Genomic DNA, 14,649 nt, shown 5'->3' with positions numbered 1-14,649 from the left:
CTTTACCCCGCCATACATACTCGACCGTATCATCGATAACGGCTCGGCGCGGCAGCGCGAGCGGGCGATGGAAACGCTGGCGCAGGTGCGTGCTCTGCTGCCAAATCCAGGGCCACCCAGCCGCCAACCGGCCGTCAGTGTGTTGCCTGAACGAGGTCGGCCAGGCGAGCCGCGACGCAGCATTCACGATGCGGGACAGCAGATGCTGTTGCCTGGTGCGCTGGCTAGAATCGAGGGCCAGCCACTGGTTGGCGATGCGGCGGTCGACGAGGCCTACGATGCGCTCGGCAAGACCCACGCATGTTTCTGGCAAGTGTTCGGGCGCGACTCGATCGACAATCATGGCTTTGCGCTGATCGGCACGGTGCACTACGGCGTTGGCTACGAGAACGCCTTCTGGAACGGTGCGCAGATGGTCTTTGGCGACGGTGATGGCGAGATATTCAATCGCTTCACGCTGTCGCTGGATGTCGTGGCGCACGAGTTGACCCATGGCATCATCGAGAGCGAAGCCGGGCTGCTGTATCTCGACCAGTCCGGCGCTCTGAACGAATCCATATCCGACGTGTTCGGCGTGCTGGTCCGACAATTCAGCCTCAACCAGACGGCGCAACAGGCTGACTGGCTGATCGGCGCTGAGTTGCTGACCGATAGGGTGAATGGCACGGCGCTGCGTTCGATGGCCAATCCCGGCAGCGCCTATGACGATCCGCTGCTGGGCAAGGACCCGCAGCCGGCGCATATGCGCGACTTTATCGACACCCGTGACGACAACGGCGGCGTGCACCTGAACTCCGGCATTCCCAATCGCGCCTTCTATCTCGCCGCCCAGGCCATCGGCGGCTATGCCTGGGAAAAGGCCGGACACATCTGGTACGACACCCTCTGTGACCGGCGTTTGGCCAACGATGCGGATTTCGCCGTCTTCGCTGGTTTGACCGTCGATAACGCGGCGACCCGCTTCGGGCCTGGGAGCGGCGAGGTGCAGGCGGTGAGGCAGGCATGGACAGATGTCGGTGTCCCTGTGCCGCAAGCAAGCCAACGAGGAGAGGTGATGAAACAGTTACCACCGCTGGGCAATGAAGCAACCGTTCGCCTTTCCAGGCAGGGCGGGTTTGCCGCGCTGCAGGCACTTTCCCGTCCGCGTGAGATCGATTTAGCCAGCTGCGATGAGCAGCAACGCGGCCAGGTTTGTTCGGTACTGGAAGGCTGCTTGCCATTGGCGAGTGCTGCCGCAGGGCAGGGCGACCGTCGTTATTACCAGATCGAACTCCGCTACCGGGAAAACGAGCGCGACAGTCAGATGGTGCTACAAGTCCCCGAAGAGCAGGCGCCGGGTGAGTTGGTGCGGCTCTGGGACAAGGGCAGCGTCATCTGACGGGTTTGGCTGCTGGCGCCTGTGCGGCGCTAGAATTCCATCCCCGGTTTTCAAGGAGCCATCCGTATGTCCGAATTGCCCTCTATCGCCTTTGCCGGCATCGGCCTGATGGGCCTGCCGATGTGCCGACGGCTGCTCGCTGCCGGCTATCGCCTGACGGTCTGGAACCGTTCCCCAGAAAAATGCGCGCCGCTGATCGAGGCCGGAGCGCGACAGGCCGACAAACCAGCCGACCTGTGTCGCGACGCGGACATCGTGTTGCTCTGTTTGGCCGATACCGACGTGGTGCGAGAGGTGATGTTTGGCGCAGACGGAATCGTCGAGGGCGCCAAAGGTGGTCAACTTCTGGTCGACCATTCCAGCCTGGAACCAGCCGCCACACGCGCCATGGCCGCCGAACTCGAGGCCCGCAGTGGCATGCGTTGGGTCGATGCGCCGGTGTCCGGCGGCACGGCGGGTGCCGAGGCGGGCAGCTTGGCGATCATGGCCGGTGGACGCAGCGAGGATGTCGAGCGGGTTCGGCCCGTGTTGGCGCACCTCGGCCAGCGGCTGACGCACATGGGCGACATCGGTGCCGGCCAGGTGACCAAGGCCTGTAACCAGATGATCGTCGCCTGCAACGCTTTGGTCATTGCCGAAGTGGTGGCCCTGGCCGAACGCTCCGGTGTCGACGCCAGCCTCATTGCGACGGCCCTGGCAGGCGGTTTCGCTGATTCCAAACCGCTGCAGATCCTCGCTCCGCAGATGGCTAATAGCGCATTCGAACCCGTGAAATGGCGCGTGCGCACCCTGCTCAAGGATCTCGACACCGCCGTACAGCTCTCCCGCGAGGCAGGCAGTGCGACGCCGTTGACCGGGCTCGCCGCACAGCTGATGCGCCTGCACGGCAGTGGCGGCGAACTTGAAAATGATCCGTCCACGCTGGTCAGGATGTTCAGGGAACAAAAGCAATGAAGATCGCGGCCAATCTGTCCATGTTGTTCAACGAGCTGCCCCTGGTCGAGCGCATCATGGCGGCCCGCGTCGCAGGATTCGACGGTGTGGAAATCCAGTTTCCCTATGAGTTGCCGGCGATTCGTCTGAAGGAGCTGCTTGAGCGTGCAGGACTGCCGCTGGTGCTGATCAATCTGCCGGCCGGCGATTTCATGCAGGGCGGTGCCGGGTTGGCCGCGATGCCGTCACGGCAGGCTGAGTTCGATGCCGCTCTTCAGGAAGGGCTTACCTACGCGGCCATGGTGCGGCCGATGTGCGTCAACGTACTGCCTGGCCGATTGGCTGAAGGCGTCACGCGCGAGGAGGCCCTGGATACTCTGGCGAACAACCTGCGCAAAAGCGCAGAGGCCTTTGCGTTGCTCGGCGTGAGGGTGGTGTGCGAGGCGATCAATCCGCTGGACATGCCGGGTTTTCTGATCAACACGCCGGCGCATCTGCAAGCGCTGCTGGAACAGGTCGATCATCCCAACTGCCAGGCACAGCTAGATCTCTATCACATGGCCCGACAGGGGTTGGATATCGCCGCTGGGATAGCACTGCTGGGCATCCGGATCGGACACGTACAGTTCGCCGATTGCCCAGGCCGCGGTGCGCCGGGCACCGGCTCGGTGGCATTCGGACCTCTGCTCGATGCGTTGCGAAATACTGGCTACGCCGGCTGGCTGGCCGCCGAGTACCGCCCAGATGGCCGCGATACCTCGACCGGTCTTGGCTGGCTGGAAGCTTGGCGGCAAAGCTGAGCCGCCGCATCGGCCGGCATCAGCGAAAGTGATGGTGACAGACAGACGGCTGCGAGAACCCTAGAGTCAGTTCCGAGAACCGGTCGGGGCACGACCGGCGCATAACAATAATTCGAGAGCGACGTCATGCAGCCATCCACCCAAGCCGCGAACGCCTGGCGCGTCCTGTTTCTGCTGTTTCTGGCCAACCTGTTCAACTTCTTCGATCGGACCATCCCGGCGATCATCGCCGAGCCGATCCGCCTGGAGTGGGATCTCAACGATTTCCAGTTGGGTCTGATTGGCACTGCGTTCACCATCATCTATGCGATCGCTGGCGTGCCGCTGGGGCGCATGGCGGATATCGGCTCGCGGCGCAAGATCATGGGCTGGGGCTTGACCGTCTGGAGCGGCCTGACGGCGGTCAACGGACTGGCCTGGAATTTCTGGACCTTTCTGCTGGTACGCATGGGCATCGGCATCGGTGAGGCCAGCTATGCGCCCGCGGCCAATTCGCTGATCGGCGACCTGTTCCCGGCGCACAAGCGGGCTCGGGCCATGGGTATCTTCATGCTCGGCCTGCCGCTGGGGCTGCTGCTGGCCTTCTTCACCATCGGCTCGATGGTGGAGTATTTCGGCAGCTGGCGCGCGCCATTCTTCATTGCAGCAGTGCCTGGGCTGGTGCTGGCGCTGTTCATCTTTTTCGTCCGGGAGCCCCAGCGTGGCGCGGCGGAAACGGTGAAGGTGTCGCAGGCCGCCGTGGAACAACCGATTCGCAAGGTTCTGGCGATCCGCACCTTCTGGTGGCTGGTGCTGGCGGGGCTGGCGTTCAACTTCGCGACCTACGCCTGCAACGCGTTCATGGTGCCGCTGCTGATGCGTTATCACGCGGTGCCGCTGGTGGAGGCGTCAGTCGCCACCGGGGTGATCGTCGGCTTGACCGGTTTGATTGGCTTGACCCTGGGCGGTTGGGTCGCGGACAAGATCCATCAGCGCTTCGCCCGTGGCCGGCTGATCTTTGCTGCCGTAAGCATGGCCGTCGCCACGCTCGCGACGGGCTACGCGCTGCTTGCCGGACGGATCGAGGTTGGTGTGTTCGTCGCGGTCTTCAGCATCGGCTGGCTGTTCTCCTACAACTTCTACACCTGCGTCTACACCGCTATCCAGGACGTGGTCGAGCCGCGTCTGCGCGCGACCGCCATGGCGTTGTTCTTCGCCGGGCTCTACCTGCTCGGCGGTGGTATGGGGACAGTGGTGGTCGGGCTGCTGTCAGACCACTTTGCCGAGTCGGCGATGCTTGCCGCAGGGGCCAGCGAGATGAGCGAAGTGTTCCGCGCTGAAGGCCTGCATGGTGCCATGTACCTGATCCCAGCCTCGCTGCTGCTGACCATGATGTTCCTGTTCCAGGCCTCGCGGACCTTCTGCCATGACGCCAAGCGCATGACAGATGGCATGACCGACTCCGCGGCCGCTGGCGAACCGGCACTCGCCTAAGGGCACACCACTGCGGCGGCACGCGGCTGTCGCAGTGGTCGGCTTGGTTAGGATCGCCGACGATTGGCCAGCATTTGCCGGCTGGCTCGCATAAACTGCGCGGCCGTTTTTGGCAGTCCGGACCGCACATGCACAACCCGTCCCCCGCCCGCGCATGCGGCATCGACTTTGGTACCTCCAATTCCACCGTCGGCTGGTGGCGACCCGACGCCGAGCCGCTGCTGGTACTCGAAGGCGATCAGCAGACATTGCCCTCGGTGGTGTTCTTCAACGTCGAGGAGCGTCGTCCGGTATACGGCCGACTGGCCCTGTCCGAATACCTCGAAGGTTACGAAGGGCGCCTGATGCGCTCGCTCAAGAGCCTGCTGGGCTCAAAGTTGCTGAAGAGCGAAACCACCGTGCTGGGCAGCGCCATGCCGTTCAAGGACATCCTCGGGTTGTTCCTGAACACGCTCAAGCAGCGCGCCGAGGAGCAGGCCGATCGCTCGTTCGACGAAGTGGTGCTGGGGCGACCGGTATTTTTCGTCGACGACGATCCGCAGGCGGACAAGGAAGCCGCTGACACCCTCGCCACAGCTGCCCGGAAGATCGGCTTCAAGGATGTCTCGTTCCAGTACGAGCCCATCGCCGCAGCCTTCGACTACGAGTCGCGGATCGAACGGGAGGAGCGCGTGCTGATCGTCGATATCGGCGGCGGCACCTCGGACTTCTCATTGGTGCGGCTGGCACCGGAGCGGCGCCAGATCGATGACCGACAGGACGACATCCTCGCCACGTCGGGCGTGCACATCGGCGGTACCGATTTCGACAAGCAGCTCAGTCTACAGGGCGTGATGCCGCTGTTCGGGTATGGCAGCCGGATGAAAAGCGATGCGCCGATGCCCACCAGCACCCACCTCAACCTCGCCACCTGGCATACGATCAACGCGGTCTACGCACCGGCTTCGCTGCGTGCGCTGCAGAGCATGCGCTACGACATCGTCGACCCAACCGGAATCGACCGGCTGTTCAGCCTGATCGAACAACGCGCGGGTCACTGGCTGGCGATGCAGATCGAGCAAGGCAAGATCGAACTGACCGAGCATGAACGCTACCTGATCGACTTCGCGCGAATCGAACCCGGTCTTGAAGCCACGCTCACGCGGCCTGTATTCGAAACGGCGATTGAACCCCTGCTCGAACGAATCCGCGCCAATGTCAGTCAATTGCTGGTGAGTGCCGGGCTCAAGCACGAGGACATCGACACGGTGTTCTTCACCGGCGGCTCCAGCGCCATTCCGGCGTTGCGCCAGGGCGTCGCCACCTTGCTGCCGCGGGCACGTCACGTCGAAGGCAATCGCTTTGGCAGCATCGGCAGCGGCCTGGCCATCGAGGCGCGCAAGCGCTACGGTTGAATCGCCCGCCATGCCTGCCGGGCGAGCGTGGCAGCGGGTTTGAACGGGAGCTTTCATGGGTTACAAGCTGCGTCCGCAAGACCCTGCCGCTGAGGTGCGAAAAGTCGCCCGGCAGGGTATCGACAAAGCCATCGAGGCGCTGAGCGTTGCACCCGAGGATCGAGCCGAGGGCGTGCATCAGGCGCGTAAACGATTCAAGGAATTGCGCGCGCTTCTGCGCCTGGTGCGCACGCCGCTGGGTGACGCGTTTCAGCGCGAAAATCATCGCTTGCGAGATCTGGGTCGCGCATTGGCCGAATCGCGTGATGCGACGGCCATGCTGGAAAGCTGGGATGCGCTGGCGAAGCGTTTCCCGGCCCTGTTCGCCGAGGCGGACTTCAAGCAGGCCCGGCGGCGTCTGCAGACGCGGGCGAAGCAGGCCGAAAACGGCGGCACGACCGACCTCGATACGCGTATCGGCAAGGTGATCGACGAGCTGAACGACGCCCGCGGCTGTGTCGAGAACTGGCCACTCCAGGCCAAGGGCTTCGACCTGCTGGCTGGGGGTATCAAGCGTACCTACGCCGATGGCTGCGCTGAGTTGGCCAAAGCCAGACAAGACCTCAGCGACGAACAACTTCACCAGTGGCGCAAACGGGTCAAGGACCACTGGTACCAGTCGCGGCTGCTTACGCCGAGCTGGCCAAAGCTGATGACGCTACGCAGCAACTCGCTCAAGGGCCTGGCGGATCTGTTGGGCGATGACCATGATCTGGCGGTGCTGACGGCGCTGATGCAGGCTCAGCCAGCGTTGTTCGGCGACGCCGCCCTGCGTGAGCGACTCGGCATAGCCGTTGCGGAACGCCGCAGCGAGTTACAGAGCGCCGCGCTCAAGCGGGGAGCGGACATCTATTCGGAGACGCCGAAGGCGCTGGTGGCGCGCTGGCGGCGCTATTGGGCGAGCGCTAACGGCCGCTAGGCACTGGCCCTGTACAACGAGCCAGGCATCAGGCCGCCTGGCTGTTGACTTCGTGAATCTTCAACATTTTTTCCAGCTCGGTACGGATGAAATCATCCTTGCATCCGGGCAGGTATTCGCGCAGCTTGCGGATCACCCATTGTTGGCCGCGGTCGACGAACGTCATGCGCTCATCCAGCGACTCGATGGCCATCGCCTTGCCATAAAACGCGCCGGTCTCGCGGTTGGGTGCGATGTTCAGGTGGTTCAGGCAGTTGAGCACCAGCCGGCAGCTGTCGACCTCGCCCTGGCGGATCTGCTCGAGGAGCTTTTGCTGGGCTGGATCGTTGCACTGCTGCAGGCTTTCACCGGCCACCTTGGCCCCGGCACGCTCGGCGCTCAGCAGATCCTGGAGCAGTTTTGCTTCCCCTTCGGCGGTGTTCAGCGGGTTCTGTTCACTCATGTCAGCTCTCCTGTTCAGCAAGCCGGTGCGCGGCTACTGCCGTGCACGCAGCCGACAGATATCTAAGGTCAGAGTTTTTTCGCGGAGACGATTTTCACCGGCGTCAGCGGTACGTTCTGCATCATGCTGCGGTTGCCGGTCGGCACCTGGGCGATCTGGTCGACCACGTCCATGCCACGCACCACCTTGGCAAAGACGGCATAGCCGAAGTCGCGGCTGCCGTGGTCAAGGAAGTCATTGTCGCGGTGGTTGATGAAGAACTGGCTGGTGGCCGAATCGACGCTCTGGGTGCGCGCCATCGCCAGCGTGCCACGTACGTTATGCAGCCCGTTGTCGGCCTCGTTCTTGATGGGCTCCCGGGTTTTCTTCCGGTTCAGACCTTCGCCAAAGCCACCGCCCTGGATCATGAAACCCGGGATCACGCGGTGGAAGACGGTATCGTCGTAGAAGCCGCTTTCGACATATTCGAGAAAATTCTTCACGCTGACCGGGGCCTTTTCGGCCTCCAGTTCGATTTCGATTTCGCCCATGCTGGTGTTCAGCAGTACGTGAGGATTCTCCGCAGCGAGCAGATTGCCGGCAAGCAGCAGTGAGCAGGCGGCGAGTGCGAGTCGTTTCATGGTCTATTCCTGGTATGGGTAAGCCTGAGTCAGCCCGTTCATGCAGGCCGGTTGTACAAGTGCTTCAGCCGTCGTGCGTGATGTTGCCCATCGGCTGAACAGGCGATTGCGCTTGTGCATCGTACGTCCTGATCAAGTCGATGAGAATCTGTGTAGCAGGCCCGAGCGGTTTGTTGGGGTTAGTGTAGAGGTAGAAAAGCGGCCGGCGAATACTGCCTTGGACCAGAGGCAGCGGCCTCAAGGCACCTTCGGCCAGTTCACGATGGATCATATGGCGGGGTAGCCAGGCAAAGCCCAGCCCGCTGCTGACAAAGCCAACCGAAGTGGCCAGGCTGCCAACCGTCCAGCGCTGCTCCGCACCCAGCCAGCCGCTGTCGCGCGGCTGACGATGGCCGGAATCGCGCACCACCACCTGCATCTGGCTTTGCAGGTCCTGGACGCTGAGCTTGCGTTGCAGTTGATGCAGCGCGTGATCTGGGTGAGCGACGGCAATGAATTCGGCGGTGCTGAGTTCCTGGCCGAGATAGCCGGTGATATCCAGACCGCTGATGGCCAGATCCGCCGTGCCGTCCTTGAGTACCTCTTCAACGCCGGATAGCACTTCTTCACGTAACCGCACCCGGCAACCGCGGCTTTGCGGCATGAATGCGGTCAGTGCACGGATCAGTTTGGCGTTGGGGTAGGCGGCGTCGACCACCAGCCGCACCTCGGCTTCCCAGCCTTGCTCCATATTGTGCGCCAACTCTTCCAGCTGACCGGCCTGGTTGACCAATTGCCGTGAGCGGCGCAAGAGCACTTCGCCGGCATCGGTGAGTACCGCCTTGCGACCATCGATGCGTAACAGCGGCACACCCAGCTGTTCCTGCATGCGCCCGACCGTATAGCTCACCGATGATTGTGAACGGTGTAGGACTTCCGCGGCCTGGGCGAAGCCGCCGTGGTCGATCACAGCTTGCAGGGTTCGCCATTGATCGAGGGTCACACGTGGCACTTTCATTCCAATGTTTTCCTGTTGCGTCGGTCTGGTACGCTGGCGATCGCCTATTGAATGAGCCCACAACAAATGAAAAGACTCTGCTTCGCTGCGCTCGTTATCTTCCCACTGAGCGCAGCTGCCGTCAGCTACCCCGTGGAGCTCGAACAAGAGCTCAACGGCGCAGAGGTGCTGGCGAGCACCGAGACTATCGACCGCGACATGGCTGGCCTGGTGCTGCAGAACATTGGTGAGCGCCCCGTGGAGTGTACTGCCTCGTTTCGCAACGGGCCGGAAATGCCGCGTACTCGACGTGTCACGCTGGAGTCGGGGGAGAGCAAGCCGATGACTGCCAAGTTCAAACGCGACGTCATTCGCCTGCGCATCAAGCTGACGTGCGAGCCTCAATGAAGTCCGCCTGACCCAGGCTATTACCATAGCGGTCAATGAATCTTCGGCGGCTTTTTCGCTATCCGCTCCTCGGCGCCAACCTGCCGGTTAGCCTGTCATCGTGCTGCACAAAGGCGACTCTGTGCGCGTCGGACGGGTTACTCTATGCGACGTTTTTTCGACTTGTTTGAGGTGTCACCCTTGTTTGACCAATTCGCCCTCCACGAACGCCTGCTCAAGGCGGTCGCCGAACTCAAATTCGTCGAGCCGACCCCGGTACAGGTGGCAGCCATTCCCCCCGCGCTGGAAGGGCGTGACCTGCGGGTGACAGCCCAGACCGGCAGTGGCAAGACGGCCGCATTCGTGCTGCCGATGCTCAATCGGTTAATCGGCGACGCCGTGGTGCGAACCGATGTGCGCGCTTTGATCCTGTTGCCAACCCGTGAACTGGCGCAGCAGACGCTCAAGGAGGTCGAACGGTTTTCGCAGTTCACCTTCATCAAGTCGGCGATGATCACCGGCGGTGAGGATTTCAAGGTGCAGGCGGCCATCCTGCGCAAGGTGCCGGACATTCTCATCGGCACACCGGGACGGATGATCGAACACCTCAACGCCGGCACCCTGATCCTCAAAGATGTCGAATTGCTGATTCTCGACGAAGCCGACCGCATGCTCGACATGGGCTTCGCCGAAGACGTGCAGCGTCTGGTGGGCGAGTGCGCCAAGCGCCAGCAGACGCTGCTGTTCTCGGCTACCAGCGGGGGCGCGGCGCTGCGCGAAATGAGCGCCGCCGTGCTGCGCGATCCGTTGCATCTGCAACTCAACCGCGTCAGCGAACTGAACGAAGGTACCCGCCAGCAAATCATCACCGCCGAAGACACCGAGCATAAAGAAAAGCTGGTGCACTGGCTGCTGGCAAACGAGACCTACAAGAAGGCCGTGATCTTCACCAACACCCGCGTGCAGGCCGACCGGCTGTATGGACGGCTGGTGGCCGAAGGCGTGAAAGCCTTCGTGCTGCACGGCGACAAGGACCAGAAAGACCGCAAGCTGGCCATCGACCGGGTCAAGGAAGGCGGGGTCAAGGTGCTGGTGGCTACCGATGTGGCCGCGCGCGGGCTGGACATCGAAGGGCTCGATCTGGTGATCAACTTCGACATGCCGCGTTCGGGCGACGAGTACGTTCACCGGATTGGCCGCACCGGCCGCGCCGGGGCTGAAGGCCTGGCCATCTCGTTGATCTGCCACAACGACTGGAACCTGATGTCGAGCATCGAGCGCTACCTCAAGCAGCGCTTTGAACGCCGTGTGATCAAAGGGCTGAAAGGCAGCTATGGCGGTCCGAAGAACCTCAAGGCGTCCGGCAAGGCCGCCGGCACCAAGAAGAAAAAAGACGACAAGAAAAAAGCAGTGGACAAGAAAGGTAAGTCTGCAGCCAAGCCGGTAGCCAAACGACCGAAAAACGCCAAGCGCGAAGCGCCAGCGTCATCTGTCGTCAGCCAGGACGGTCTCGCGCCGCTACGGCGTAAAAAGCCTGTCTCTGAGTAAGCCGTCACAGCCGGGGCAATCTCAGCCCCGGCTCGTTTCTCCCTCCTAACGCTTTTCTGCCGGTGCGATGTCGGCTTCCTTTTCCGCTTGCTCAACGTGCTCGATGCGCTTTTCGTAGGCTTCGCATTCGCTGCCCAGCTGCTCGGCCGTCTGCTTGACCTCCATGTCGCGCAATTCCTCATTGATCTCAGCGGCCCGCTTTGGATTGCTTTCGGTCAGTTCGTTGACACGATCAGCGAGCTGCTTGGCCTTGGCGTGTATTTCATCAGTCGTGCATTGCTCAGCAAATACCGGCTGGCTGGCCAGCAGGGCGAGGGTGGCTGGAATCAACAGGCGTTTCATGGCGCGCTCCTCAAATAACGATCTGTTCGGTGGATCGTTGTTGGCGCGCTTTAGTTCAGCCGTTTGCGGTGTCCCTGAATCGAACCATGCCGCTTCGAGCGGGGTCGGAATAGCAATGGCCGCCTTCCCAAAGCGGCGCAACAGGAGAACGGACATGACCTACGACTGGGACTTGATGCTACGCCTGCTGCGAGAAGCGCAGAAACCCGGAAACGAGAGCTTCGCACCGCGCCAGTACGCAGACGAGCATGCCCTGGCGGTCGAGGAGGCCGGTCAGCCGATGCCCAACCTGGATTCCTTGAAAGCCGAGGCGCAGAACTACGAGAGCCTGCTGTTCGAAGGCGGCTACATGGAGTCGCGACCGGAGGAGCAGGGCGGCAATGGCGAGAATTTCGTGCTGACTGATCGAGGCGTGCGCCTGATGGAGATGCTGGAGGGCGGGGCGGGCCGAACCGAGAACCGGCGGCGTCTGAATGAAAAAGGTGAGGCGGCGTTGGTCCCGGAAGTATTCGACGGCCTAGCGGCAGCAGGGTAGCGCCAGGAAGACGCCCCGCAAATACGGGGCGCCGCCTGGGCATTACCGCAGCGGACCGATGGCCCCGCAGGATTTGTTCGCTGCATGCTTCTGCAATATCGGCAACTGAGGGCGAGCTTTGCCGCTTTTCACATCCAGTGAAAGGGCATAGTCGCCCCACCAGGGTCCGGCCGCCCAATAGGTGCTGGGAATGCAGTGCTGGCCGAGGTACTTGAGCAGGTTGTCCATGGCAACCACGGCGGAAGGCGAAAAGTCCGGCGCGCCATGCTCACCGATGAAGCCGCGCAGACGATACCTGCTCAGCCACTCGACGAAGGGCTTCGCGCGCACCACACCAATCATCGGGTCGTACTGTTCGTAGCGGTTGGTGTAGTAGCCCGAGTAGTCCTTATCGAAGTACAGATGGGCTTCGAACATCAGATTGTTGCTCGGGTCGCGCATCCACGCGTCCTTGACCAGCTGGGTGTTATAGGACGGCCAATGGAAGGCGCTGGACCAGCGATCACCGGCGACCACCACCCAATTCTTGGCATCGACACTGCGGATGCTTTTTGCAGCAGCCAGCGCGGCGGCGGGCCACTTGCCGTTAGTAGTGTGTGGCTCGTTCATCAAGCCGTAGCCATAGACTGCCGGATGGTTGGCAACCTGCTGGGCAATGCGCCGCCAGACATCGGCAAACGCGCTTATCGGCACTTCGTTAGTCCCGATCATCTTGCCGTAATAGCGATAGTAGTTATGCATGTCGAGGATGACCTGCATGTTGTACTTCTTCGCATGGTCGAGCGTTGCCAGCATGCGGCGGAGCTCGGCGCTGTTCAATTCGCCATTGACCCTTGGCTGGATCCGCTCCCAGCGAAACGGCAGGCGAACCAGCTTCAGATTGCGCTCGGCGTAACGCTTGAATTCGGCCTCGCCGGGGTAGATGTACTGCTTGAGGTAGACACCGGGCAGCCTGACATCTGTGCCGAACTCTGCCCCGGCCAGATTGATTCCTACCAGATTGATCGGGTTTGCCGGTGCCGCGTTTCCTGCCGCTGGCGTGCTGTCGACGATTGGGCTTGTATTGCTGAAGCCGGTGCTGCTGACCGAGACGGTGCGGGGGTAGCCCACCGCCTTGCCGTCAATGGGGCCACCATCGACCATGACGGTCATATTGCCGCCGGAATGGTAGATCAGCTTGATGGTGCGCACATCGCCACCGAAGAAACGAACCTTCGCGCCTTTGTGGAATGCCGCCTTGTTCTCCGCGGTCGCCTTGACCGAGATGCCGACAAACTTGCTGGTGTTGTACACGCCATTGACGAAATCACCGCCGTTGAAGGCGTTGATCGCGGTTGTCATGGGCGAGCCGGCCGCAGGCTGGCTGGTAACCGGGCCCGGCGCCGGAGTCGCGGGTTTGCTCGGGGCAGTTGGCGCTACCGGGGCACTGCTGCTGGTCGCCGAGAACAACTTGTTCGGGTAACCGAGTTTGCCGCTCAGCGCCGCCCCTGAAAGCATCACGCTCATGTTTTTGCCAGACACATACACGGCGTTGATCTTGCGCGTCTGACCATCAGCGAGCTTCACCGAGGAACCAACCTTGAATGCAGAGCGGTTGGCGCTGCTGGAGGAAATCGAGAAGCCAGCCGACTTACGCCAGACACCATTCAACCAGTCGCTGTTGGTGTAGTTGTTGATGGCGGTGCTGTGAGCGGCGCTGCCCGCGGCCTGGTTGTCGCTGGTGACCGGAGGGGTTATGCCGGCCACCGGCGTCGTGCCCAATGCGGAAATGGTTTTCGGGTGACCGTTTTTCGATGCGTTCAAGGTGGCGCCCGAGAGCATCACGCTCATGTGGGCGCCGGAGAAATAGATCACCTTGATGGTGCGAACCTGACCGTCAGCGGTTCTGACCTGGACGCCTTTCTTGAACGCCGCTTTGTTGGCTGCGGTGGCCGGAATCGACAGGCCGGCAGACTGACGCCAGCTGCCTTTGAGCCATTGGGGGCTGGTGAAGTCATTGACCGCGGCGGTGGCGATAACCTTTTGGGCGGCGGCAGTTGCCTTGGCGGTAGCCGCATGAGCAACCTGGATTGGGCTCAAGCCGATGGCTGCAGCGAGTAGCGCGGCACTGAGTAGCATGTTACGGGTGCAGACCGTCTTTTTGACGAGCATTGAAATCTCCGGAACTTATTACGACAAAGGGCCGTGACCCTTTAAAAAGTGCGGAAGCATCCAAGGACCCATGCATCGAACGAAGCACCGACCGTTGACGCCACCAAGCAACGCGAGGGCGCTTCAGAATATGCAGGCGCCGCGTGCATAGGCTTTATATAGATATGGGCTTAAATGTTGAAGTTATATTGGCGCCATAAAAAATGATAACGCCGAACAAACTTATATAAATATCTCTATTGCCACTATTAGATGGCAATGGAATATCAAATTGACGTCATTGTTTAAGTAGTTGAAATAACTGAGGTTGAGTGCGCACACAGCAAGTTTTGAAGTAATGCAGTGGCACTTCTGCCGTTTCGCTTGGGTGGCGCCTTGGGTGTATTCGACCTGTTTCAGGATGTTGCCGGAGCGGGGTTCCCGAAATGTTTGCCTATAGCGAAGTGCTTGCCTGTCGTGTCCGCTGAGCGCACGAGGCGTCGGTGATGGGTTGTCAGCGGACGTGCTGCAGACTATCGACAGTCAGCTCCAGTGCTTTGCGCATATCCAGGCGAGCAGAGCGCCCAATGTCCTGGTTGTTCAGTTGATAGCTGCGCTCCGATGGCAGGATCGGCGCGGTCAGGTCATCGGCTTCGGCGGGTTCGAAATCGCTATCACGGCCTATCGTCAAGGCGCTTCGGCGCAGCAGTTCACGCAGCTGTTCTGGCGCCAG

General features: G+C 61.6%; 14 protein-coding genes and 2 pseudogenes. 10 read left to right on the top strand and 6 right to left on the bottom strand.

Annotation, left to right across the window (positions count from 1 at the left end; genetic code table 11):
• The 7 genes and pseudogenes from PSTU_RS20725 to PSTU_RS0111430 all read left to right on the top strand — a co-directional run.
• Window positions 1-1,021: pseudogene (locus PSTU_RS20725) on the top strand (M4 family metallopeptidase); the annotation flags it as partial.
• A gap of 33 nt (window positions 1,022-1,054) precedes the next feature.
• Window positions 1,055-1,378: a protealysin inhibitor emfourin gene (locus tag PSTU_RS21905; protein ID WP_202799405.1), complete on the top strand. Its 324-nt coding sequence runs from the start codon at window positions 1,055-1,057 to the stop codon at window positions 1,376-1,378.
• Between the two features lie 66 nt (window positions 1,379-1,444).
• On the top strand, window positions 1,445-2,332 hold the full coding sequence (locus PSTU_RS0111450) for an NAD(P)-dependent oxidoreductase (protein ID WP_019341165.1): 888 nt from the start codon (window positions 1,445-1,447) through the stop codon (window positions 2,330-2,332).
• The gene (locus PSTU_RS0111445; RefSeq protein WP_019341164.1) at window positions 2,329-3,111 is read left to right on the top strand and encodes a hydroxypyruvate isomerase family protein; all 783 of its coding nucleotides are present in this window, start codon (window positions 2,329-2,331) and stop codon (window positions 3,109-3,111) included. The genes PSTU_RS0111450 and PSTU_RS0111445 overlap by 4 nt, the downstream gene beginning before the upstream one ends.
• Before the next feature lie 126 nt (window positions 3,112-3,237).
• A complete protein-coding gene (locus PSTU_RS0111440) occupies window positions 3,238-4,584 on the top strand; it encodes a spinster family MFS transporter (protein ID WP_019341163.1) in 1,347 nt (448 codons plus the stop codon).
• A gap of 128 nt (window positions 4,585-4,712) precedes the next feature.
• Window positions 4,713-5,978 carry an Hsp70 family protein gene (locus PSTU_RS0111435; protein ID WP_019341162.1) on the top strand — a complete coding sequence of 422 codons (1,266 nt, stop codon included), beginning with the start codon at window positions 4,713-4,715 and terminating at the stop codon, window positions 5,976-5,978.
• A gap of 55 nt (window positions 5,979-6,033) precedes the next feature.
• Window positions 6,034-6,936, top strand: coding sequence for a CHAD domain-containing protein (locus tag PSTU_RS0111430; protein WP_019341161.1), 903 nt, complete (start codon window positions 6,034-6,036; stop codon window positions 6,934-6,936).
• A 28-nt stretch (window positions 6,937-6,964) separates the two neighbouring features.
• On the opposite strand, the gene PSTU_RS0111425 is transcribed toward PSTU_RS0111430, so the two are convergent.
• From PSTU_RS0111425 to PSTU_RS0111415, 3 genes are all read right to left on the bottom strand, one after another.
• The gene (locus tag PSTU_RS0111425; RefSeq protein ID WP_019341160.1) at window positions 6,965-7,378 is read right to left on the bottom strand and encodes a DUF6306 domain-containing protein; all 414 of its coding nucleotides are present in this window, start codon (window positions 7,376-7,378) and stop codon (window positions 6,965-6,967) included.
• Between the two features lie 68 nt (window positions 7,379-7,446).
• On the bottom strand, window positions 7,447-7,998 hold the full coding sequence (locus PSTU_RS0111420) for a peptidylprolyl isomerase (protein WP_019341159.1): 552 nt from the start codon (window positions 7,996-7,998) through the stop codon (window positions 7,447-7,449).
• 64 nt (window positions 7,999-8,062) lie between these two features.
• On the bottom strand, window positions 8,063-8,995 hold the full coding sequence (locus PSTU_RS0111415) for a LysR family transcriptional regulator (protein WP_019341158.1): 933 nt from the start codon (window positions 8,993-8,995) through the stop codon (window positions 8,063-8,065).
• 66 nt (window positions 8,996-9,061) lie between these two features.
• On the opposite strand from PSTU_RS0111415, the gene PSTU_RS0111410 reads away from it, so the two are divergent.
• Both PSTU_RS0111410 and PSTU_RS0111405 read left to right on the top strand, forming a co-directional pair.
• Window positions 9,062-9,382 carry a hypothetical protein gene (locus PSTU_RS0111410; RefSeq protein WP_019341157.1) on the top strand — a complete coding sequence of 107 codons (321 nt, stop codon included), beginning with the start codon at window positions 9,062-9,064 and terminating at the stop codon, window positions 9,380-9,382.
• A 180-nt stretch (window positions 9,383-9,562) separates the two neighbouring features.
• Window positions 9,563-10,909 carry a DEAD/DEAH box helicase gene (locus PSTU_RS0111405; RefSeq protein WP_029404739.1) on the top strand — a complete coding sequence of 449 codons (1,347 nt, stop codon included), beginning with the start codon at window positions 9,563-9,565 and terminating at the stop codon, window positions 10,907-10,909.
• Window positions 10,910-10,954: 45 nt separating this feature from the next.
• Here PSTU_RS0111405 and PSTU_RS0111400 read toward each other — a convergent pair whose 3' ends face one another.
• Window positions 10,955-11,251: a hypothetical protein gene (locus PSTU_RS0111400; RefSeq protein WP_029404738.1), complete on the bottom strand. Its 297-nt coding sequence runs from the start codon at window positions 11,249-11,251 to the stop codon at window positions 10,955-10,957.
• A 154-nt stretch (window positions 11,252-11,405) separates the two neighbouring features.
• Here PSTU_RS0111400 and PSTU_RS0111395 point away from each other — a divergent pair, with 154 nt between their 5' ends.
• Window positions 11,406-11,786: a hypothetical protein gene (locus PSTU_RS0111395; RefSeq protein WP_019341154.1), complete on the top strand. Its 381-nt coding sequence runs from the start codon at window positions 11,406-11,408 to the stop codon at window positions 11,784-11,786.
• A 42-nt stretch (window positions 11,787-11,828) separates the two neighbouring features.
• Here PSTU_RS0111395 and PSTU_RS0111390 read toward each other — a convergent pair whose 3' ends face one another.
• Window positions 11,829-13,937, bottom strand: coding sequence for a glycoside hydrolase family 5 protein (locus PSTU_RS0111390; RefSeq protein ID WP_019341153.1), 2,109 nt, complete (start codon window positions 13,935-13,937; stop codon window positions 11,829-11,831).
• Between the two features lie 493 nt (window positions 13,938-14,430).
• Window positions 14,431-14,649 (bottom strand): annotated as a pseudogene (locus PSTU_RS20720) (peptidase S8 and S53 subtilisin kexin sedolisin); the annotation flags it as partial.

Source organism: Stutzerimonas stutzeri SDM-LAC, from assembly GCF_000235745.1.
GTDB classification, from domain to species: Bacteria; Pseudomonadota; Gammaproteobacteria; order Pseudomonadales; family Pseudomonadaceae; genus Stutzerimonas; species Stutzerimonas stutzeri_H.
This window is presented reverse-complemented; position numbering and strand designations above follow the sequence as displayed.

Coding starts and splice junctions, on each gene's coding strand:
- PSTU_RS21905 (WP_202799405.1), top strand. CDS start 1,055: ATGAAACAGTTACCACCGCTGGGCAATGAAGCAACCGTTCGCCTTTCC.
- PSTU_RS0111450 (WP_019341165.1), top strand. CDS start 1,445: ATGTCCGAATTGCCCTCTATCGCCTTTGCCGGCATCGGCCTGATGGGC.
- PSTU_RS0111445 (WP_019341164.1), top strand. CDS start 2,329: ATGAAGATCGCGGCCAATCTGTCCATGTTGTTCAACGAGCTGCCCCTG.
- PSTU_RS0111440 (WP_019341163.1), top strand. CDS start 3,238: ATGCAGCCATCCACCCAAGCCGCGAACGCCTGGCGCGTCCTGTTTCTG.
- PSTU_RS0111435 (WP_019341162.1), top strand. CDS start 4,713: ATGCACAACCCGTCCCCCGCCCGCGCATGCGGCATCGACTTTGGTACC.
- PSTU_RS0111430 (WP_019341161.1), top strand. CDS start 6,034: ATGGGTTACAAGCTGCGTCCGCAAGACCCTGCCGCTGAGGTGCGAAAA.
- PSTU_RS0111425 (WP_019341160.1), bottom strand. CDS start 7,378: ATGAGTGAACAGAACCCGCTGAACACCGCCGAAGGGGAAGCAAAACTG.
- PSTU_RS0111420 (WP_019341159.1), bottom strand. CDS start 7,998: ATGAAACGACTCGCACTCGCCGCCTGCTCACTGCTGCTTGCCGGCAAT.
- PSTU_RS0111415 (WP_019341158.1), bottom strand. CDS start 8,995: ATGAAAGTGCCACGTGTGACCCTCGATCAATGGCGAACCCTGCAAGCT.
- PSTU_RS0111410 (WP_019341157.1), top strand. CDS start 9,062: ATGAAAAGACTCTGCTTCGCTGCGCTCGTTATCTTCCCACTGAGCGCA.
- PSTU_RS0111400 (WP_029404738.1), bottom strand. CDS start 11,251: ATGAAACGCCTGTTGATTCCAGCCACCCTCGCCCTGCTGGCCAGCCAG.
- PSTU_RS0111395 (WP_019341154.1), top strand. CDS start 11,406: ATGACCTACGACTGGGACTTGATGCTACGCCTGCTGCGAGAAGCGCAG.
- PSTU_RS0111390 (WP_019341153.1), bottom strand. CDS start 13,937: ATGCTCGTCAAAAAGACGGTCTGCACCCGTAACATGCTACTCAGTGCC.